The following is an 18,815-nucleotide window of genomic DNA, read 5'->3' as shown; positions in this document are numbered from 1 at the left end:
GATTAGTCCCCGGCTCGGCCTCCGGCTACTTTCCGGCTCCTGTAGTCAAGCCGCTGACGATGTAGCGCTCAAGGAAAATGCCGACCAGGACGAGCGGTGCGATCGCCGCCGTCGACAGCGCCGCCATCGACCACCAATTGATGCCTTGCGAGCCAGTTTGGCTCGCCACCATAACGGGGAGCGTCTTCGCATCGGTGCTCGTGAGCAGCGCCGCGAAGAAATATTCGTTCCAGCACAGCACCAGCGAGAGAATGAATGCGGCCATCATTCCGGGGACAGCGAGCGGCAAAATGATCCGCAGAAAGGCACCCCAGGTCGATAGGCCGTCCACGAAGGCGGCTTCGTCGAGCTCGATCGGAATCGCATTGAACTGATCGCGCATGATCCAGATGACGATCGGAAGCACGGTCAGCGTGTAGAGCAAGACAAGGCCAAGTCGCGTGTCGAGCAGGGCCAATGCCTTGTAGAGGACGAGGAACGGCAGCGCGAGCACGACCGGCGGCAGGATCAGCTGGGACATGAAGAAGAACAGGATGTCATCGTTGCGCATCCAGGCGAACTTGTAGCGGAAGCGGCTCAGGCCGTAGGCCGCGAGAGATCCCAGGATCAGTGCCAGCAAGGATGCGCCGACCGAGGTGATGATGCTGTTGACGAAGCGATTCGCGAATTCGGAGCGTGCCGTCGAGGTTCCGAACAGTGTATCTGGCGACAGGCCGAGCGAGCGCCATCCCTTCCAGTCCGGCTGAAAATCGACCCAGGGAACCAAGTGGGCTTGCGTCACATCGACCGCCGATTTGAACGACGTCGTGACGGTCCAATAGATCGGGAACAGGCAGATAATCGTCCAGAACAGGAGTGCTGCGTAGATCAGTGCGCGGCTTAGCGTTCGCTTTGCGCGGGGGGCCGCCGGACGCCTCTGCACGGGCTTCAATGCCAAGGTCGATCTAGTCAATCGAGAAACTCCGTTTGAAGCGCTAGACGACCTTCTGCGTCCAGCGCTTGGACAGGCGCAACAGCACGGTCAGGAGCACGATGATCATAAGCAGGTAAACCATAGCGAGCGCCGTGCCGTATCCGACGTTCGAGCGGTCGCGGTAGACTCGGTAGATGAAGCTCGAGACCGTGTCGGTTGCGCCTCCCGGCCCGCCAGCGGTGACGTTGATCACGAGGTCGGCGAGCTTCAGCTTGAAGATGATGCGGATAATGAGGACGGTGATGCTCACCGGCAGCATGATCGGAAACGTGACGTGCCAGAACGACTGCCAGCCATTCGCGCCGTCGACTTTGGCCGCCTCCTGCACCTCCTTTGGCATCGCCTGCAGACCTGCGAGAAGGATGATCATGATGAAAGGGATCGACACCCACGCGTCCATCGCCTGGATGCTGAAGCGCGCCATCCACGGCGAGGCGAAGAAGGCCGGGTTGTCCCAGCCGAGATAGCGCGCCAGCGTCGCTGCCGGTCCGAAGCGATATTCCATCAGCGACTTGCCGATCATCCAGCTCACGGCGACGGGGCTGAGCATCATCGGCAGCAGGAAGACCACGCGGAAGAATTTTCGCGCACGGATCTCGGCGCTGAGCAAGAGCGCCAGTCCGAACGCGATCGCGTATTCGCCAAGCACTGCGGCGGTGTAAAAGACCATGTTGCCGAGCGCATTCCAGTAATAGGTGTCGTTCAGCATGCCCCTGACGTTGTCGAAGCCGCTGAAGCGCGGCCCTTCGATCGAGCTCAGATTCCAGTCGAGAGAGGCGATATAGATCCCGAAGATCGTCGGGAAGATCACGACGGCGACGGTGAAGAACACCGCCGGCAGCAGGAACAGCGCGCGCTGGCCACGTTCGCCGCGGGTCAGAACTTGTCCGATGCCAAACGCAACGGCCCAGACGAGATAGGCGATGAGGATCGGCCGCCAATCGGAAAATCCGGCAGTCATCGCGCCGGTCGTATGCAAGATCTGAATGAGGAGGACAAACAGGAAGCCGAGAGACGCCAGCAGGACGAGCGCGCGGCCGGCGATCTTCCTGCTGCCGCGTGCGCGCTTCGCCGCGGGCTGGTGGTGCAGGTCGTCGCTCACGGGTACGGAATTCTGCATCGAGATGAGCCGCATTCTGTGCCGGCTCTGTCGCCGGGCAAGTCCTCGGCTGGCGCCGGAGGCACCAGCCGAGGGTGGATGGCTTCGCGCAAGCGCCGCTATACGCCGAGCGAGGCCTTGTAGAGCCCGATCTGCCGCTCGCGGCCGATCTGGTCGGTCAGCTTCTCCCAGGCGGCGGCGATGTTGTTCGCGCCGGTTTGCGCATCAACCTTGCCGGCGAAGATCTTGGTGAGCTCGTCTTCCGCGATGCTGTAGTACTGGAAGATGCCGGGGATGCGCGGCTCCACGGCGCGGTTTGGATGGTTGTAGGAGGCGAGCTGCGAGTTCAGGTAGGAGGTGATGTATTTGCGGTCATAGCCCGCCGCCACCCATTCGTCGTACTGGAAGTGGCTGGTGCGGTGTGCCTGGAAGCCCGAAGGATACATCACCATCCAAAGCGACAGATCCTTGCCGCCGAGATGCGCGGCCGCGCTCCACGCAGCCTTATGCTTCTTCTCGTCGCCATTGACCCGCGCCATGACGTAAACGCCCCAGCCGAGATAGGCGCAGTTCGGCGCATGGTTCGGGCCGCTCGAGAGCTTGTCCCACTTTCCGGTCTTGGAGTTGTAGACATCGTCCGAGCCCGGCAGGATGTCGAAGGCGACGACGTCGCCGATGACCGAGGTGTCGCTCGCCTTCGCCACCTGGCCGATGTCGCCCCACCAGGGGATCATCGAGCCGATGCCGGCCAGGAACTGCTGGAAGCCGGTCGTGTTCGGATCGGCATTGAGCTGGTCGGCAGGTTCGAACGGCAGCGCGTCAATCACGTCCTGGATGGCGCGGACCCAGGCCGGATTGTTGATGCGCGGCTTCATCGTATCGATGTCGAACAGCCAGGCCTTGTCGTCGGGATGCTTGGCATAGGCCGAGGCGCGGCTGCCGAGGAAATAGAAGCCGAACCCGCCCCAGGGCTTTGGCGCGTCGAGATAGCCGAACGCGTTCTGGTTCTTTATCTTCTTGCCCTTGAGGAATTTCGTCACCGCCTGCACCTGCTGCCAGGTTTTTGGCACGCCCCAGTCGGTCGAATTTCCCGCGTCCTTCCAGGCCTTGGCAAGGGTTGGGTCGGAGAAGACGTCGGTGCGGTAGTTGAAGTTGTGGCAGTCGCCGTCGATGGTGACCCGATAAGTCTTGCCGTTCCAAGTTCCAACCGGCGGCTTCAGGTAATCGACATAATCGTCAACATCTATCTGTTTCTTGACCCAGTCCGGCATCTCCGATGCCAGTCCCTTGCCACAGACGTCGCCCTCGAACGGCGCTCCCATCTCGAGGATGTCGAAGTCGACCGTGCCGGTCGCGATCGCCTGTTGCAGGCGTGGGTTGTAGTCGGCCTGCGCCAGATCAATCCAGGATATCCTTGCGCCCGTATAGGCCTCCCACGGCTTCAGGAAGCCGCGGAACAACAGATTATGCAGATTCTGATTGTTCAGTCCCATGAAGGAGAGTTCGACACCTTTGAACTCGCCCTCCTTGATGCTGGCCTTGGTCGGGCCAAGGCAGAGCTCACCGACCTTTTGCCAGTCGGCGTCGGTCGGAGCACCCTTGCCGACGCCTGGAATTTTCGTGATCTCGGCGCGCAGATTGGCTTGCGCGAATGCAAGCTCGGAGAAGGTGCCAAGCGCACCGCTCGTGCCAAGTGCGGCGGCTCCGGCCGCGCTCTTGAGCACCGTGCGCCTGTTGGGGTGCATTGCGGGATGCTGATCATGCTCTTGCTGCTTCACCACGAAATCCTCCCGTTTTTTGACGTTGCTTATGTCAAAGTCTTGGTCAGGTCAGATTGGGCTGCCTAAGCACCGTGGAGAAGTGACGCTCGCGGAAGTTCATGTCGCGGCGGCGGTGCGGGAAGCCGCGTCGAGTATGCAACGGCACCGATCAATGTCAACGAATCCGCGCAAAGCGGACGCGGTCGACCGAATACGATGCAAACGATGCTGTCGATCTCGCGCTGCAGTAGCCCATCATGTGTGAGCTGGCTCCGGCGAGGGATGTCGCGTCGCCGTCACATTTGCGCCGAATGCGTCGCGCAGCCCGTGCCGCCGCCAATGCCTTGGCGCGACTTAAGTCGCATCAGGCGGGATCACGCCCTTCTTGAAGATGAAGCAGCCATAGAAGCGCCGTTCGCCGGTCTGGACCACGCAGTAGGACTTTTTTGCAAGCTCGTAGAAGGCAAACCGCTCGATCGACGCCAGCGGAAGCGAGCGGCCTTCGGCGGCGTCGATCTCCTTCTGCACCTCGGCTTGCACGTCCGGGATTTCGTTCGGCTGCCCAACGATCTCCATGCGCAACGCCGGCTTGTCGACAAAGGAATCGAGCGGTAGCACCGACAGGATCGCGCGCGCGGCGCGGCCCGCACTGACGTTGTCAATGCGGAGTAGCTTTCCGAGGGCGGTCTGGCGGGCGACGGAATCGGCCGGGAAATTCGTATCGCAGAGCACGAGGTCGTCGCCATGACCCATGGACCGCAACGCATAAAGCACATCAGCATTCAGAACAGGGTCGATCGACTTCAGCATGGCGCGCCTCCCTTGAAATGTTCAGGCCTCTCTGATCGGCCCAATATCTGACGTCTCCGCGCTGTCGTCCATATCGACCGCTCGGCATGGCCTTCAATGCCGACCAGATCGCGCTGTTCCGAGCCATGATGACGAGCAAGGAGCTGACGCGCAGTGTGATGGCCATCGCCGCCTCATCGCTGTTTGTCCCTGAGAGCATGGCGCGGCCCTTGTAGTCGGAATTGCTCTCCCTTGATGGCTGGCATCTTCGAACTGATTGCGCTTTTCCGCGGCGTCCATGATGGCTTGGAGCGAGACTTCAAGTTTCTCAATGATTTAAGAGGCGGCGTGTGCACCGGGAGATCAAGGAAAAAGCTCATGACAGCCAACGTGAGCAGGCCTTCGGAAGAGACATCTAACGGCAGGATTTACGTTCGCAACACGGCCTCAACCTCTTGCGCTGCTTCAAGCAGCGTGCGGTCTTGTCCGCGCGCGGCGATGATCTGAAGGCCGAATGGAAGCCCGCACCGATCCGTCCCGCACGGAATCGAAATCGCCGGCAGACGAGCGTGATTGACGAAGGGCGTGAACACCGCGTGCGCTCGCGGGCTGGCCGGCTTTCCGCCAATCATGTCTGGTCCGAGCCGCGTCAGTGGCCACGCCACGCATGGGACGGTTGGCGCCAGCAATAGATCGATCTCGCCGAAGAAGGCTGCAAACGCGGTGGCGATTGCGGCGCTTGCGCCAAGCGCGCCGGCGACTTCGGTGCCCGAACAGGACAGGCCGCGTTCGATCTAGCCGATCGACTATCTCGCGGTCACCTTCATCGTGTCGCTGGTCGGTTTCCCGGTCCTGACCTTGCCGGCGCGCCGGGAGGCGCACGAGCTGCCCTTCGGCATCCAAATCATCGCGCCACCGGGCTGCGAATCCCGCCTGTTTGCCTTCGGCCGTGCCATCGAAAACGAATTGGGGTTTTCGCATCGCCGGCCGCCTCTCTGATCAGCTGTCGCGGTGCTCGAGCCGGGCGGCGAGCGTCTCGGCAAGACCGATTGTCGGCTTCGCGGCGGGGCGGCGGAACGTGCCCGCCGTTGCCTTGCGCAGGCGCAGCGCATGAAGCACCTCGGCTTGCTTTACCGCGGCGATGACCTGATCGACCACGGGGACCGGAATCCGGTCGGCGACGCGCTCGGCGAGGCCCGAGAGCGGGGCGCCGGCAAAGATCAGGACATCGGCCTCGTCCTCGACGATGGCGCGCTGCGCGAGTTCGACGAGCAAATCCTCCTTCTCGGTGGCGACCTCCGAGATCGCTTGGAACGGCGTGTCGAGCATGCGGATGCCGGCGCAGCGCTCCCACAGCCCATGGGCGCGGACGCATTCCTCGTACCAGGGGCCCAAAGCTTGCGCGAAGGTGACGATGGCAAAACGGCGTCCGGCCATGCAGGCGGTCAGCATCGCCGCCTCCGCCATGCCGACCACGGGAATGTCGAAGGTCTCGCGCGCGGCGAACAGGCCGGGATCGCCGAACGCCGCGATGATCGCGGCGTCGACCTTCCGATGCTGCTCGGCCAGCATCTCCAGTGCGATGGCGCCGCCGATCTGGGCCTCGGTGCGCGTCGCGATATAGGGCACGCCGCGGGTCGCGGTGCAGGGGATCAGCTCGGTCCCGGGGGAGGCGGCGCGCTGCCCGACACCCATCATCAGGTGCGTGACGTCGGTGCTGGTGTTGGGGTTGAGCAGCAGCAGCTTCATGGTCATGCCGCCGTCAGCTTGGGCTTGGGAGCAAGAGTCTCGAGCAGCGCGGTGCCGGTCTGTCGGACATGGGCGCCGAGCAGGCGGCCGGCCGCTTCACTGTCACGCGCCTCAAGGGCGGCGAGGATGCCGGCGTGCTCGTCCACCGAATTGCTCCAGCGCTTGTCGGCGCCAAGCGCCAGATAGCGCGCGCGTTCGGCACGGGAGATCAACGTCTCGTGCGCCTCGCGGAGCGGCGTGTTGCGGGCCATACGGACGATGGTGTTGTGGATCTCGCCGTTGATCGCAAAATAATCGTCGAGCTTGCCGTTGCGATGATGGCCCTCCATGCGGGTCTGCAGCGTGCGCAGGCGGGCGAGGTCGCGCTCGGTGGCGCGCTCCGCCGCCAACTCGGCGGCAATCCGCTCGATGCCGGCGAGCGCCTCGAACAACTCCGATATGCCGTCAACCGCGATGTCAGCGATGCGCGGGCTGCGGTTGGGGCGGAGCTCGATCAAGCCTTCAGCCGCGAGCACCTTCATTGCCTCGCGCAGCGGCGTGCGCGACACGCCCAGCTCCTTCGACAGTTTGGTCTCCTGGGTCTGCGATCCCGGCGGCAACTCGCCGCGAATGATCATCGTCCGCATCCGCGCGGCGGCGCGCTCATGCAGGCCCATCCGCTTGAGTTTGGGCGACTTTCGTCCCTTCGGGGTTTCCGACTTCTGCTGCACGCGCGCCTCGTTGCTTCAGTTCATCCTAGCCGTTTCCGACTGCTTGGCTTGCCCAAAATACTGACGCATGTAGCTGAAAACAATGGCATAGCGCGCAAATTGTATGCAGCATGCAGAATCCCCGTTGCGCTGCCGCAAAGGTCGACCGATGATCGCGCAAGACGCGCGAAATCTCGCGCCTTCGAAACGGAGTGAGCGATGCGGACGAGATTGCGACTGGGCCTCGTGGCGATGGCGGCAATACTTGGGGGAAGCGATCTCGCGTCCGCGCAGACAGCGAAGATCAAGCTCGGCTACGCCAAATGCGCGCACTGCCTGCCGATGTCGCTGATTCCAGGCATGGCGAAGGGCGTCGAGGTCGAGGCCACCGGCTTCAACTCAGGCAATGACGTGCTCACCGCGCTGGTCTCGAAGAGCATCGACGTCGCGCAGGTCACCTACCTCCACTACATCACCGCGCTCGACAAGGGTTTTGACGTCGTTGCCGTATCCGGCCAGATCAACGGCGGCTCGGAATGTCTCTCCTCCACGAAGCTGAACCTGCCGCCCGAGGACTGGGCCACTTTCAAGACGACCGCTCTGAAGGCGAAGAGCGACGGTCAGCCGCTGAAGGTCGCGGCGTCGCGCGGCAACGCGCAGGACATCCACATGCGCGGCGCGTTCCTGAAGCAGGGCGTCGATCCCAACAAGGACATCCAGTTCATCAATATCCCCAATCCGTCCGACCATCTCGCGGCGCTGCAGCGCGGCGAAGTCGACATGATCTGCTCGGTCGAGCCGTTCGCCTCGCAGATCCGGCTCGCCGGCACCGGCAAGCACTTCGTGCTGCCGTACGACCAGGCCGCCGGCAATCTGACCAACATTATCGTCACCCGTTCAGACGTGATCGCGAGTCAGCGCGCCGGCGTCCAGGGCGTCATCAGCGCCGTGGTCGAGCTCGACAACAAGCTGATCGCCGACAAGGCGCCGTGGATCGACGTCATCAACAAGCTGACCGGCCTCGACAAGAATGTGGCGACCGAGGCGCTGAAGAATGCCTCGCCCGATCCCGCGATCCATCGCTCGCAGACGCTGGCGATCGCCGCGATGATGCGCGACCTCAATTACATCTCCAAGGACGTCTCCGCGGAGGCGGAGAAGAACATGGACTATTCGTTCCTGGAGCAGGCCACGGGAAAGGCCAAGAATGACCTCGGTTACTGACGTCTCGCCGGCGAAGTCGGCGTTCCGACTGACGCGGGCGTTCCAGGGGCTCGAGCGCCTCATCGTGCCCGCGCTGCTGATCGCAGGCTGGGAGGCCTTTGCCCGCAGCGGCATGCTTCCGCCCGCGCTGCTGCCGGCGCCGAGCGCGGTGCTGCATGCGCTCGGCGACTGGGTATTCGGCTTCGACGAGACCACGCAGACCTATTCCGGCCACTGGCTGAGCGATGCGCTTGCGAGTGCTCTTCGCGTCTTCGGCGGCTTTGCGCTGGCTAGCCTTCTCGGCATCCTCGCCGGCGTCGCCATCGGCTGGTCGCGCCTGTTCGAGAAGACGCTGGAGCCGACGCTGCAGATGCTGCGGCCGATTCCGCCGGTGTCGTGGATTCCGCTGGCGATCATCTGGTTCGGCATTGCCGACAAGCCGGCGATCTTCCTCGTCTTCCTCGGTGCCTTCTTTCCAGTGCTGATGAACAGCATCCATGGCGTCAAGACGGTGGACCACAATCTCGTGCGCGCCGGCGCGATGATGGGGGCGAACGGACGGCAGATGCTGACCGACATCGTCCTGCCGGCGGCGCTGCCATCGATCTTCGCAGGCCTGCGCATCGCGGTCGGCTCGGCCTGGATGCTGACGGTCACGGCCGAGATGGTCGCGGTGAAGAGCGGCCTCGGCTATGTCTTGTGGGATTCCTATTACTTCCTGCGCTACGACATCGTGCTGGCGGCGATGATCTCGATCGGGCTGCTCGGCTATCTCTCCGACCTCGGCCTCAAGGCGATCATGGCGCACACGCTGCGCTGGCAGCAGACGACCACCGTGCAGGGCAGGGCGGGCTGATGGCGGCAATCGAGCTTCGCAACATCGTCAAGGTGTTCTCCGACAAGAGGCGCGGCCGCGACCTGCTGACGCTGGACAACATCAATCTCGACATCGAGGCCAACGACTTCGTCTGCCTGCTCGGCCCCTCCGGCTGCGGCAAGTCGACACTCCTGAACATCATCGCCGGCTTCGAGCAGGCGACCTCCGGCCGCACGCTGGTGGATGGCAAGCAAGTCGAGCGGCCCGGCTCAGACCGCGGCGTGGTGTTCCAGCAGCCGACCCTGATGCCGTGGCTGACGGCGATCGACAACATCGCCTTCCACCTCAAGCTCAAGGGTATCCCCAAGGCCGAACGCCACGGCCGCGCCATGGAGTTCATCGATCTCGTGGGCCTGCGCGGCTTCGAGCACCACCATCCCTCCGAGATGTCCGGCGGCATGAACCAGCGCGTCGGCATCGCCCGCGCGCTGCTGATGAACCCCAGCGTGATCCTGATGGACGAGCCGTTCGCGGCGCTGGACGCCCAGACCAAGCTCGAAATGCAGGAGGAGCTGGTCGCGATCTGGCAGAAGAGGCGCTGTACCATCGTGTTCGTTACCCATAGCGTCGACGAGGCCCTGGTCCTCGGCAACAAGATCGTGGTGATGACGAAGCGGCCGGGCCGGATCCGCGAGGCCGTCAATTTCGACCTGCCGCGCCCGCGCGACATCACCAGCCCCGAATTCAACGACGCAAAGCGCCGCATCCTGGCCTTGATCCGGGAGGAGTCGACGCGCCTTGCGCAGGCGTCGTAAGGTTAAGGCCATGCGCAAGCGTCTCGGCATGATCACGCCGTCCTCCAATTCGGTACTTGAGCCCGTCACCTGCACCATGCTAGCCGGAGCCCCCGGCGTCACGGCGCATTTCTCGCGCTTCCGCGTCACCGAGATTGCGCTCGACGCTGCCGCGCTGAGCCAGTTCGACGCCTCGGTAATGCTGCCGGCAGCGGACCTGCTGGCGGATGCCAAGGTCGACGCGATCGCCTGGAACGGCACGTCGGCGAGCTGGCTCGGGATTGGCCGCGACAGGAGCCTGTGCGAAGCCATCACGGCGCGCACGGGCATCCCGGCGACGACGTCCACGCTCGCCTGCATCGACGCTGCCCGTGCGCTCGGAGCCAAGCGCGTCGGCCTCGTTTCGCCCTATACGCACGACGTCCAGCGGCGGATTAGCGACGTCTGGGCCGAGGAGGGCGTCGCTTCACACGCAGAGCGGCACCTCGGCTTGCGCGACAATTTTTCTTTCGGGGAGGTCGCGCCTGCGACGATCGCAGGCATGATCCGTGACGTGGCGGCGGAGGGCGCGGATGCCGCCGTGATTCTCTGCACCAATCTCGCCGGAGCCGCGCTTGCGGCCTCACTCGAACAGGAATTGAACATCGCTGTGCTGGATTCGGTGGCGGTGTCGCTGTGGCGGACGCTGGCGCTCGCCGGCGGCGACATCGCGGCTCTTGCGGAGTGGGGCCGGATATTCCAGACATCAGCGGTCATCAAGTAACGGAGATGCCTGTGACCCAGCTCGATCTCGCCATTCGCGGCGGCACCATCGTGACGGCCAGCGACGAGTTTCGCGCCGATATCGGCATTCGCGACGGCCGCATCGTCAGCATCGCGGACAGCATCAATGGGGCGGCGCGCGAGATCGACGCGACGGGCCTCCTTGCGCTGCCCGGCGGCATCGACAGCCACGTCCACATTTCTCAACCCTCCGGTCCGGACGTGGTCATGGCCGACGACTTTGCCTCGGCGACGCGCGCCGCGGCGGCCGGCGGCAACACCATGGTGCTGCCTTTCGCGCTGCAGGAGAAGGGCACGTCGCTGCGCACCTGCGTCGAGAACTACCGCAAGCTCGCCGAGGGCGAGTGCTATATCGACGCCGCCTTTCACCTGATCATTTCCGATCCGACCGCCGTCGTGCTCGGGCAGGAACTGCCGGCGCTGGTCAAGGACGGCTACACCTCGTTCAAGGTGTTCATGACCTATGACGACCTCGTGCTCAGCGACAAGCAGTTGCTCGAGGTCTTTGACGTCGCGCGCCGCGAGGAGGCGCTGGTGATGGTCCACTGCGAGGGCTATGACGCGATCCGCTTCCTCACCACCAAGCTCGAGCGCGAGGGCCACATCGCGCCCTATTACCATGGCACCTCGCGGCCCCAGGCCGTCGAGCGCGAGGCGACGCATCGCGCCATCAGCCATGCCGAGGTGATCGGCGTTCCCATCATGATCGTCCATGTCTCCGGACGCGAGGCGATGGAGCAGGTGCGCTGGGCCCAGCAGCGCGGCCTGCCGGTGCATGCGGAGACCTGCCCGCAATACATCACGCTGACGGCCGACGACATGAAGGGCCTCAACATGGACATCACCGGCGCGAAATACGTCTGCTCGCCGCCGCCGCGCGACGTCGAGAGCCAGCAGGCGATCTGGGAGGGCATCACCACCGGTGTGTTCCAGACCTTCTCGTCCGACCACTGCCCGTTCCGCTACGACGATCCCAAGGGCAAGCTGACGCCGAACGCCCGCACCTCGTTCCGCTGGGTGCCGAACGGCATCCCCGGCGTCGAGACGCGGCTGCCGATACTGTTCTCCGAGGGCGTCTCGAAGGGACGCATCACGCTGCAGAAGTTCGTCGAACTGACCGCGACCAACCACGCCCGCATCTACGGCCTCTATCCGCGCAAGGGCTCGATCGGCGTCGGCTTTGATGCCGATATCGTTCTCTGGGACCCCAATTTGAAGAAGCCCATCCGGCAGGCCGATCTGCATCACGGCTCAGACTACACGCCATGGGAAGGGTTCGACGTCACGGGATGGCCGGTGACCACAATCGCCCGCGGCCGGGTGGTCTGTGACCAGGGACGGATCGTCGGAGCCAAGGGCGCAGGCGAAGTGCTGAGCCGGGGCAGGTCGAGCCTGATCTGATTCGACACGCCGCCAAGTGGCCTGTCGTAACGGTGCCTGCCGTCAATTTGTCGGACCATCGCCGCGGATCGCGAACGTGCTGGTCTTCAGCTTGGTCATGCCGAACTTGTCGAACAGCTTGTCATAGGTGCCGTCAGCGCGGATTGCCGTCAGGGCATCGGCGGCCGCCTGGGCAAGCAGCTTGTCGCGGAAGGCGAAGGTGATGTCGGTGCCAGCGATGTCGCGGACCCAGATCTTGGCGATGCCCTTCTGCTCGAGCGAGTTCGCGGTCTCGTTGATGTTGAGCGCTGCTTCGAGCTGGCCGGCGCGCAGCGCCGCCGACGTCGCGGTGACGGTCGCAAATGTGCGCAGCTCGACTGGCTTGAGGCCCTTGGCGACCATCTCAGTGCTGAATTCGCGCGCTTTGCGCTCGGTGTAGGTCGCCGATTCCACGCCCACCACGCGGCCGGCGAGATCCTCGAATTTCTCGAGCTTCAAGTTGGAGGAGGGATCGGTGTAGATGCTGATCGCCTGCTGCGCATAAGGCACGAGGTAGAGCATCTTGGAGCGCTCCTCGGTCCAGAACAGGCCGGTGTTGATGGCATCGAAACGCCCCGAGCGCAGCGCCGGGATCATCGGCGGGAAATCCATGCGCAGGAACACTGCCTCGACGCAGATGCGCTTGGCGATCTCGCGGGCGAGCTCGACATTGAGGCCCTGCAACTCGCCCTTGTCGTCGACGAATTGCTGCGGCGGCAGCGTCGGGTTGATCGACATCTGCCATTTCGGCGCCTCGATCAGGCTCGACGCCGGTACTTTCGGCGTGCAGGTCTGGGCACCGGCGGCCTGCGTCAGGCCGACCAGAAGGACGAGGGCGGAGAAGGTCTTGGGAAATCGCATCTGAATACTCCGATCAAATCGTGGGTGGCAGAGGAGCCGTTCTCCGGTCCGACGTCTTCTTCATTGTCTCGTCACATGGCCGCCGATCCGTCGGCTTGCCGGGTCAGGATCAGCGAGATGTGGCGGGCCGCGGTCACCACCTCGTCGCGCTGGTTGATGAGGTCGAGCGTCTCGATGACGATGCCGCGCTCGGGATTTTTGGTCGGGCGCTTCTCGACGAAGCGGAAGCGCACACGCAAGGTATCGCCGGCGACGATGGGAGCCTTGAACTTCACCTCGTCCCAGCCGAGCGAGGCGACAGAGGTCTCCTCGTATAGCTTCAGCTCAGACTTCAGCCCTTCCATCAGTGACAGACCGTACAGGCCGTGGCCGATCACCGCGGGAAAACCGCGGGAGCGCGCATAGGCGCCATCGACATGAAGCGGGTGGTGGTCACGCGTGACGTCGGCGAAGGCCGCGATATCGGCCTCCGTCACGGTGTGCACGGCGGTCTCGAACTCCGCACCGAGCGCGATGTCCTCGTAACGGAGATTGATCGGGCCGTTGGCGTCCATGCTGATCCCTCAGGCAACCTTCCGTGGCCGCGCCGGCAGCGCCTTGAAGCTCTGTGCAATTCCCATCGGCCCGGACCGGAAGATGCGCGGATCCATGTCTTTCAGCTGTGGGCTGATACGCGGCTTGAAGCCCATATGGGCGAGAATGTCCTCCTCGAGGCGAACGCCCGGCGCGATCTCTGTCAACGTCACGTGTCCGTTCTCCAGCTCGAACACGGCGCGCTCGGTGATATAGCTGACATGCTGGCCGCGCTGCGCCGCGAGAGAGGCGCTGAAGCTAATCTGGCCCACTTGCGGCACGAATTTGCGGAAGGCTCCGTCGCGCCGGATCGCGAGGCGGCCGTTCTCGACGCCGATGTCGAACTTGCCACCGGTCATGGTGCCGCTGAAGATCAGCCGCTTGGCGTTCTGGGTGATGTCGATGAAGCCGCCGGAGCCGTCGCGGCGTTCGCCGAAACGGGTGACGTTGACGTTGCCGGCTTCGTCCACCTCCGCGAAGGAGAGGAAGGCGCAGGAGAGGCCGCCGCCGTCGTAGAAGTCGAACTGATAGGCCTGGTCGAGAATGACGCGCGGATTGATGGCGGTGCCGAATTCGCGCGCATGACCCGGCACGCCGCCGACGACGCCGGATTCCACCGTCAGCGTGATCAGGTCGGAGATGCCTTCCTCGGCCGCGACATTGGGGATCATCGCGGAGATGCCGACGCCGAGATTGACGACGTCGCGCGGGCGCAATTCGAAGGCGGCGCGGCGAGCGATTATGCGACGCTCGGTCAGCGGATCGGGCGTGATCATCGCCGCCGGCACGCGCGTCTCGCCGCAGCGCGCCGGATCGTAGACGGTGCCGTAGGTTTGCATCTGCTCGGGTTCGAGCACGACGTGGTCAATCAGGAAGCCGGGGATCTTCACCATCTGCGGATGGATCGAGCCGCGCTTCACGATGCGCTTGACCTGGCAGATCACGGTGCCGCCCGCATTGTGCACGGCCTGCGCGATCGAGAGATCCTCGCGCGTCGTGCCCTCGTGCTCCATGCTGATATAGCCGTCCTCATCGGCCGACGTGCCGCGAATGATGGCGACATCGGGCGGGGCGGGGACACGGTAGAGCAGCCAGGACTGGCCGTGCAGCTCGAGCAAATCGACCAGCGGCGCGGTGGTGCGCTTGTTCATGCGCCCGCCGTCCTGGCGCGGGTCCATGTAGGTGTTGAGGCCGACATGGGTGAGCACGCCCGGATGCTTTGCCGCCATGGCGCGGCAGAGCTGGCTCATCACGCCTTGCGGGAAATTGTAGGCGTCGATCAGCTCGTCGCGGACGAGGCGCATGAAGGGCACCTGCAGGCCGAAATTGCCGCCGATCACGCGCGCGATCAGGCCTTCATGGGCGAGATGGCAGAGGCCCTTCTCGGAGACGGCGCCGACGCCGGTGATGTTGATCAGCGTCAGATCGTGTGGGCCCTGGCCGCCGAGAAAGCGCTGCTCCAGCGCGTCGAGAATAGCTTCGGCCGCGCCCGTGCCGCCATTGCCGCCGACGATCAGCGTGTCGGCGTCGCGGATCAGGCCGGCGGCCTCGTTCGCCGTGATGATGCTCAGCATGCCCTCACGCGGCCTCCTTCTCGACCTGGCGGGCGATGATCAGCCGCTGGATCTGGTTGGTGCCCTCGTAGATCTGGGCGAGGCGCACGTCGCGGAAGATCCGCTCGATGCGGTATTCGCGCGAATAACCGTTGCCGCCGTGGATCTGCAGCGCGTTGGAGACATGCTTCATCGCCATGTCGGTGGTGAACAGCTTTGCCTGCGCCGCCTCCTTGGCGATCGGCTCGCCGGCATCGTGCAGGCGCGCGGCGTGGTGGATCAGGAGGCGCGCAGCGGCGATGTCGGTCGACATATCCGCGAGCATGAACTGCACCGCCTGGAAGCCGATGATGGACTGGCCGAACTGCTTGCGGTCGCGGGCGTACTTGGTGGCATCCTCGAACGCCGCCTGCGCCATGCCGAGTGCCATCGAGGCCATCATCAGCCGGCTGAAGTTGAAATTGCTCATGGCCATCTTGAAGGCCTGGTTCTCCGGCCCCATCACGCTGTCGGTGGGCAGGCGCACGTCGGAGAAGGTGATCTGGCAGTCGTCGAGGCCGTGCATGCCGAGCAACTCTTCGTTCTTGCCGCGCGCGATGCCGGGCAGCGCGCCGTCGACCAGCAGGCAGGAGATGGCGCGGTGGCCGGCATCCGCGCCGGTTCGCGCGAACACCATGATGCGATCGGCGACGCCGCCGAGCGTCACCCAGGCCTTGGTGCCGGTGAGCCGCCAGCCATTGCCTTCGCGCACCGCATTGGTGCGGATACCCGCGACGTCTGAGCCGTGATCGGGCTCGGAGACGGCGGTGGCGGGAATGATGTCGCCGCTCAGGATTTTTGGGATCAGCGCCTTGTGCGCCTCGGTGCCGTGATGGTCGAAGAACAGTACGGCCTCGACCGGAATGGCGAAGGCGTTGGCGACCGCGCCGGAGCAGCGCGCCAGTTCCTCCATCGCAATGCAGGCTGCCACTGCATCAAGCCCAGCACCGCCAGCGCCTTCGCGCAGGCAAATGCCGAACAGGCCGAGGTCAGCCATGCCCTTGTAGAGCGTGCGATCGAAGCGGTCCTCGCGGTCGATCGCGGCCGCGCGGGGTAGGATCTCCGCTTCGGCGAAGCGTCGGGCGGTCTCGCGCAGGGCTTTCTGGTCTTGGGAGTAGAAGCGATCCATGGCGTGTGGCTCCCGTCAGTCGCTGGCGAGCTTGGAATCGTGGGAGACCTCGCTGCGGTCGCGGTCGAGGAAATAGACCGCGACGTCGTCGCCCGGCACGCCATAGGCGCCGCACACGCCGCGGGTCAGCGCGATGGCGGCGGCGCGCCGCTCGGCCTCGGTTCGCCGGAAGGCGTGCACCTTGAGCAGGATGCGCTGGCCGGCGCCCTGCGGTTCGAATTCGCCCGCGTGGGCGTAGTCGTCGGGTGAGATCGGGAGAAAATAGAGAGTGACCGTATCTGCGGTCACGCCGAATGCCGTCATCAGGCCGTCGGTCACGGACTTCGCCAGCGCGGCCTTGCGCTGCCTTGGGACTTGCGGGGCGAGAACTTCGACATAGGGCATCGATCAGACCTTCGCGGGCTTGGTCGCAGACGATTTGGATTTGGAAGCCGACGGCCTGCACTTGCCGGCCTTGGCGGTGCCTGTGGATTCGATCCGGCGGCAGGAGTCGCGCTGCACCAGGCGCGCGCCGACGCGATATTCGCGCACGCCGTCATTGCCGTTGCCTTTGGCATCCATGCGATGCAGCAGTCGGTCGACGGCGAGATTGGCAAGATCCCGCGCGCCGTTGTCGACGATGCTGATGGCCGGGCGATGCCATTCGAACCAGGGCATGTCCTCGTAGCAGAGCAGCGAGAGGTCGTCGGGGATCGCGATGTTCCGCTCCGCCGTCACGCGAAGCACGCCGAGCGTGGCCTCATGGTTGGCGACGAAGATCGCGCTGGGCGGCCGGGGGAGGTCGAGCAGCTTGCGGGCGCAGGTCGCGCCGGTCTCCGGCACGAAATGACCGGCATGAATCAATGTGTCATCCCTGGCGATGCCGGCCTCGCGCAGGGCGCGGACATAGCCGGACAACCGTTCGCGGCCCGACGTCGTGTCCTGGCGGCCGACGATTAGCCCGATGCGTTTGTGCCCGAGCTCGATCAGATGGCGTGTGCCCAGATAAGCGCCTTGCGGATCGTCGGCGAGCACGGTCTCGAGATCGGTCGCGTCATCGCGCCGCACCAGGCAGACGATGGGGACGTCCTTGGAGAGTGCCTTGAGCTGCGCGCCGTTCTTGCCTGTCGGCACCACGATCAGTCCGTCGATGCGGTGGTCGATCAGCGTAGTGAGGGTGTCGCTTTCTTGCTGCGGATCATCGCCTCCGATGCACAGAAGCATCTGATAATCCAGCGCCTTCAGGCGCGCCTGCACCACTTCGGCCATCACCTGGAACGAGGCGTTGGTGAGATTGTGGACGAGGAGTGCCACGAGCCGCGACTGCCCGGTCTTGAGGCCGCGCGCGATCGGGTTCGGCCGATAGCCGAGCTCGCGCGCGATGCGCACCAGGCGCTGCTGCGTGCGCTCGCTGGTCAGGCCGGTTCCCGTCAGCGCTCGGGAAGCAGTGCTGACTGAAACCCGGGCCGCCTGTGCCACATCTTTGAGCGTGACGCTCATCCAACCTGCCGATAGACTGCAAACGATTGCAGAAACGCTATGAGCTTATTCTACGCGGATCAAGCTCAAAAAATGGATGGTGTTGCCCAATGCAGAGCCATTTATGCAAACGATTGCATAAAGCGTGCGGATATTCCGCAGGCAGCACTTATCGCTTGAATCCACCCGAGCACCCGGCAGTTTCCCGATGAAGACGTTCCGCGGCACCTACACCGTCATGATCACCCCGTTCACGGCAGCGGGGGCGGTCGATGTCGCGGCGTTGCGCGCCTTCGTCGACTGGCAGATCGCGCAGGGCATTCATGGATTGATCCCGCTTGGCTCGACCGGTGAGTTCCTGTCCATGGACGATGACGAGAAGGCGCTGGTTGCGGAGGTCGTCATTCGCCAGGCCGCGGGCCGTGTCCCCGTGCTGGTCGGCACCGGCGCGGAGGATACGCGTGAAGTGGTGCGTCTCAGTCGCCGTGCCGAAAAACTGGGGGCCGACGGCGTGATGATCGTCCCGCCGTTCTATTCGACGCCGACCGACGACGAGCTCGTCCATCATTACAAGACGGTGGCCGATGCAATCGCACTGCCGATCATGGTCTACAACAATCCGGCAACCGCCAACGTCGACCTCAAGCCGCAGCTCGTGGCGCGCATCGCCGAGATCGACAACTGTCTCTATATCAAGGAGTCGACGCTGGAGGTGACGCGGGTGCGCGACATCATCCGCCTCTGCGGCGACAGGATGACCGTGTTCGGCGGCATCCTCGGATTCGAATCCTTCGTCGAGGGTGCGCAAGGATGGGTGGCCGTGGCCTCCAACGTGGTGCCGGCGGAGATGGCCCGCACCTTCAGCCTCGTCGCCGACCACGGTGCCATCAAGGAAGCGCGCGAGCTCTATCTTAAATACCTGCCGGTGATCGAATTCGTCGGCGGCCAGGCCTATGTCGCAGGCAGCAAGGCGCTGCTTAGTCATATGGGCTTTGCGGCCGGCCATCCGCGCCCGCCGCGCCTACCGCTGCCGGCTGCACAGGATGCGGCCGCACGTGCCCTGGTCAAGACGTTCGATCTCGTGTGGCGCAGCGCGCCAATTGCAGTTGCTTGAATTGAGGTGTGAA

20 protein-coding genes and 1 pseudogene are annotated in these 18,815 nt (G+C 64.2%); 8 read left to right on the top strand and 13 right to left on the bottom strand.

Annotated elements, in window-relative coordinates; translation table 11 throughout:
• Nucleotides 1-25: 25 nt before the first annotated feature.
• The 4 genes from AAE027_RS21730 to AAE027_RS21715 form a co-directional block, all read right to left on the bottom strand.
• Nucleotides 26-922 (bottom strand): carbohydrate ABC transporter permease, encoded by an 897-nt coding sequence (locus AAE027_RS21730; RefSeq protein WP_370986887.1) that lies wholly within the window; start codon nucleotides 920-922, stop codon nucleotides 26-28.
• Between the two features lie 52 nt (nucleotides 923-974).
• Complete coding sequence (locus AAE027_RS21725; RefSeq protein ID WP_370986556.1) at nucleotides 975-2,075, bottom strand: carbohydrate ABC transporter permease; 1,101 nt, start codon at nucleotides 2,073-2,075, stop codon at nucleotides 975-977.
• Nucleotides 2,076-2,191: 116 nt separating this feature from the next.
• Nucleotides 2,192-3,817: a type 2 periplasmic-binding domain-containing protein gene (locus tag AAE027_RS21720; RefSeq protein ID WP_091883684.1), complete on the bottom strand. Its 1,626-nt coding sequence runs from the start codon at nucleotides 3,815-3,817 to the stop codon at nucleotides 2,192-2,194.
• Between the two features lie 369 nt (nucleotides 3,818-4,186).
• Nucleotides 4,187-4,642: an RbsD/FucU family protein gene (locus AAE027_RS21715; protein WP_128938430.1), complete on the bottom strand. Its 456-nt coding sequence runs from the start codon at nucleotides 4,640-4,642 to the stop codon at nucleotides 4,187-4,189.
• 86 nt (nucleotides 4,643-4,728) lie between these two features.
• Here AAE027_RS21715 and AAE027_RS21710 point away from each other — a divergent pair, with 86 nt between their 5' ends.
• Entirely contained in the window at nucleotides 4,729-4,857 is a 129-nt protein-coding gene (locus AAE027_RS21710; RefSeq protein WP_370986557.1) for a hypothetical protein, read from the top strand.
• A 192-nt stretch (nucleotides 4,858-5,049) separates the two neighbouring features.
• Here the strand turns inward: AAE027_RS21710 and AAE027_RS21705 are convergent.
• Nucleotides 5,050-5,415, bottom strand: a pseudogene (locus AAE027_RS21705) (amidase family protein); the annotation flags it as partial.
• A gap of 34 nt (nucleotides 5,416-5,449) precedes the next feature.
• Between AAE027_RS21705 and AAE027_RS21700 the strand changes: the two are divergent.
• Nucleotides 5,450-5,620, top strand: coding sequence for a hypothetical protein (locus AAE027_RS21700; RefSeq protein ID WP_370986558.1), 171 nt, complete (start codon nucleotides 5,450-5,452; stop codon nucleotides 5,618-5,620).
• Here AAE027_RS21700 and AAE027_RS21695 read toward each other — a convergent pair whose 3' ends face one another.
• Together AAE027_RS21695 and AAE027_RS21690 are read right to left on the bottom strand one after the other, a co-directional pair.
• Nucleotides 5,621-6,370, bottom strand: coding sequence for an aspartate/glutamate racemase family protein (locus AAE027_RS21695; RefSeq protein ID WP_370986888.1), 750 nt, complete (start codon nucleotides 6,368-6,370; stop codon nucleotides 5,621-5,623).
• A gap of 2 nt (nucleotides 6,371-6,372) precedes the next feature.
• Entirely contained in the window at nucleotides 6,373-7,080 is a 708-nt protein-coding gene (locus tag AAE027_RS21690) for a GntR family transcriptional regulator (protein WP_370986559.1), read from the bottom strand.
• Between the two features lie 198 nt (nucleotides 7,081-7,278).
• Between AAE027_RS21690 and AAE027_RS21685 the strand changes: the two genes are divergently transcribed.
• The 5 genes from AAE027_RS21685 to hydA are packed head-to-tail and all read left to right on the top strand — an operon-like array spanning nucleotide 7,279 to nucleotide 12,057.
• Nucleotides 7,279-8,283 carry an ABC transporter substrate-binding protein gene (locus AAE027_RS21685; RefSeq protein WP_370986560.1) on the top strand — a complete coding sequence of 335 codons (1,005 nt, stop codon included), beginning with the start codon at nucleotides 7,279-7,281 and terminating at the stop codon, nucleotides 8,281-8,283.
• A complete protein-coding gene (locus tag AAE027_RS21680; protein WP_370986561.1) occupies nucleotides 8,267-9,118 on the top strand; it encodes an ABC transporter permease in 852 nt (283 codons plus the stop codon). The genes AAE027_RS21685 and AAE027_RS21680 overlap by 17 nt, the downstream gene beginning before the upstream one ends.
• Nucleotides 9,118-9,894, top strand: coding sequence for an ABC transporter ATP-binding protein (locus AAE027_RS21675; protein ID WP_370986563.1), 777 nt, complete (start codon nucleotides 9,118-9,120; stop codon nucleotides 9,892-9,894). The genes AAE027_RS21680 and AAE027_RS21675 overlap by 1 nt, the downstream gene beginning before the upstream one ends.
• 10 nt (nucleotides 9,895-9,904) lie before the next feature.
• The gene (locus tag AAE027_RS21670) at nucleotides 9,905-10,636 is read left to right on the top strand and encodes a maleate cis-trans isomerase family protein (RefSeq protein ID WP_370986565.1); all 732 of its coding nucleotides are present in this window, start codon (nucleotides 9,905-9,907) and stop codon (nucleotides 10,634-10,636) included.
• An 11-nt stretch (nucleotides 10,637-10,647) separates the two neighbouring features.
• The gene (gene hydA / locus AAE027_RS21665; protein ID WP_370986566.1) at nucleotides 10,648-12,057 is read left to right on the top strand and encodes a dihydropyrimidinase; all 1,410 of its coding nucleotides are present in this window, start codon (nucleotides 10,648-10,650) and stop codon (nucleotides 12,055-12,057) included.
• A 42-nt stretch (nucleotides 12,058-12,099) separates the two neighbouring features.
• On the opposite strand, the gene AAE027_RS21660 is transcribed toward hydA, so the two are convergent.
• The 6 genes from AAE027_RS21660 to AAE027_RS21635 all read right to left on the bottom strand — a co-directional run bounded on the left by AAE027_RS21660 (nucleotide 12,100) and on the right by AAE027_RS21635 (nucleotide 17,709).
• Nucleotides 12,100-12,936: a transporter substrate-binding domain-containing protein gene (locus tag AAE027_RS21660; RefSeq protein WP_370986568.1), complete on the bottom strand. Its 837-nt coding sequence runs from the start codon at nucleotides 12,934-12,936 to the stop codon at nucleotides 12,100-12,102.
• 71 nt (nucleotides 12,937-13,007) lie between these two features.
• Entirely contained in the window at nucleotides 13,008-13,490 is a 483-nt protein-coding gene (locus AAE027_RS21655; RefSeq protein ID WP_370986570.1) for a MaoC family dehydratase, read from the bottom strand.
• A gap of 9 nt (nucleotides 13,491-13,499) precedes the next feature.
• Complete coding sequence (locus AAE027_RS21650) at nucleotides 13,500-15,083, bottom strand: acyl CoA:acetate/3-ketoacid CoA transferase (RefSeq protein ID WP_370986572.1); 1,584 nt, start codon at nucleotides 15,081-15,083, stop codon at nucleotides 13,500-13,502.
• Nucleotides 15,084-15,087: 4 nt separating this feature from the next.
• Nucleotides 15,088-16,230 carry an acyl-CoA dehydrogenase family protein gene (locus AAE027_RS21645; RefSeq protein ID WP_370986573.1) on the bottom strand — a complete coding sequence of 381 codons (1,143 nt, stop codon included), beginning with the start codon at nucleotides 16,228-16,230 and terminating at the stop codon, nucleotides 15,088-15,090.
• A 15-nt stretch (nucleotides 16,231-16,245) separates the two neighbouring features.
• The gene (locus tag AAE027_RS21640; protein ID WP_370986574.1) at nucleotides 16,246-16,614 is read right to left on the bottom strand and encodes a tautomerase family protein; all 369 of its coding nucleotides are present in this window, start codon (nucleotides 16,612-16,614) and stop codon (nucleotides 16,246-16,248) included.
• Between the two features lie 3 nt (nucleotides 16,615-16,617).
• A complete protein-coding gene (locus AAE027_RS21635; RefSeq protein ID WP_370986575.1) occupies nucleotides 16,618-17,709 on the bottom strand; it encodes a LacI family DNA-binding transcriptional regulator in 1,092 nt (363 codons plus the stop codon).
• A gap of 187 nt (nucleotides 17,710-17,896) precedes the next feature.
• On the opposite strand from AAE027_RS21635, the gene dapA reads away from it, so the two are divergent.
• On the top strand, nucleotides 17,897-18,802 hold the full coding sequence (gene dapA / locus AAE027_RS21630; RefSeq protein WP_370986576.1) for a 4-hydroxy-tetrahydrodipicolinate synthase: 906 nt from the start codon (nucleotides 17,897-17,899) through the stop codon (nucleotides 18,800-18,802).
• Nucleotides 18,803-18,815 lie beyond the last annotated feature (13 nt).

Origin of the sequence: Bradyrhizobium sp. DN3, from assembly GCF_041357655.1 — a bacterium.
GTDB lineage: Bacteria > Pseudomonadota > Alphaproteobacteria > Rhizobiales > Xanthobacteraceae > Bradyrhizobium.
The sequence above is the reverse complement of the archived record's forward strand: the minus strand, read 5'-3'. Positions and strand labels throughout refer to the sequence as shown.

Coding starts and splice junctions, on each gene's coding strand:
- AAE027_RS21720 (WP_091883684.1), bottom strand. CDS start 3,817: ATGCACCCCAACAGGCGCACGGTGCTCAAGAGCGCGGCCGGAGCCGCC.
- AAE027_RS21715 (WP_128938430.1), bottom strand. CDS start 4,642: ATGCTGAAGTCGATCGACCCTGTTCTGAATGCTGATGTGCTTTATGCG.
- AAE027_RS21710 (WP_370986557.1), top strand. CDS start 4,729: ATGGCCTTCAATGCCGACCAGATCGCGCTGTTCCGAGCCATGATGACG.
- AAE027_RS21695 (WP_370986888.1), bottom strand. CDS start 6,370: ATGAAGCTGCTGCTGCTCAACCCCAACACCAGCACCGACGTCACGCAC.
- AAE027_RS21685 (WP_370986560.1), top strand. CDS start 7,279: ATGCGGACGAGATTGCGACTGGGCCTCGTGGCGATGGCGGCAATACTT.
- AAE027_RS21680 (WP_370986561.1), top strand. CDS start 8,267: ATGACCTCGGTTACTGACGTCTCGCCGGCGAAGTCGGCGTTCCGACTG.
- AAE027_RS21675 (WP_370986563.1), top strand. CDS start 9,118: ATGGCGGCAATCGAGCTTCGCAACATCGTCAAGGTGTTCTCCGACAAG.
- AAE027_RS21670 (WP_370986565.1), top strand. CDS start 9,905: ATGCGCAAGCGTCTCGGCATGATCACGCCGTCCTCCAATTCGGTACTT.
- AAE027_RS21660 (WP_370986568.1), bottom strand. CDS start 12,936: ATGCGATTTCCCAAGACCTTCTCCGCCCTCGTCCTTCTGGTCGGCCTG.
- AAE027_RS21655 (WP_370986570.1), bottom strand. CDS start 13,490: ATGGACGCCAACGGCCCGATCAATCTCCGTTACGAGGACATCGCGCTC.
- AAE027_RS21650 (WP_370986572.1), bottom strand. CDS start 15,083: ATGCTGAGCATCATCACGGCGAACGAGGCCGCCGGCCTGATCCGCGAC.
- AAE027_RS21645 (WP_370986573.1), bottom strand. CDS start 16,230: ATGGATCGCTTCTACTCCCAAGACCAGAAAGCCCTGCGCGAGACCGCC.
- AAE027_RS21640 (WP_370986574.1), bottom strand. CDS start 16,614: ATGCCCTATGTCGAAGTTCTCGCCCCGCAAGTCCCAAGGCAGCGCAAG.
- AAE027_RS21635 (WP_370986575.1), bottom strand. CDS start 17,709: ATGAGCGTCACGCTCAAAGATGTGGCACAGGCGGCCCGGGTTTCAGTC.
- dapA (WP_370986576.1), top strand. CDS start 17,897: ATGAAGACGTTCCGCGGCACCTACACCGTCATGATCACCCCGTTCACG.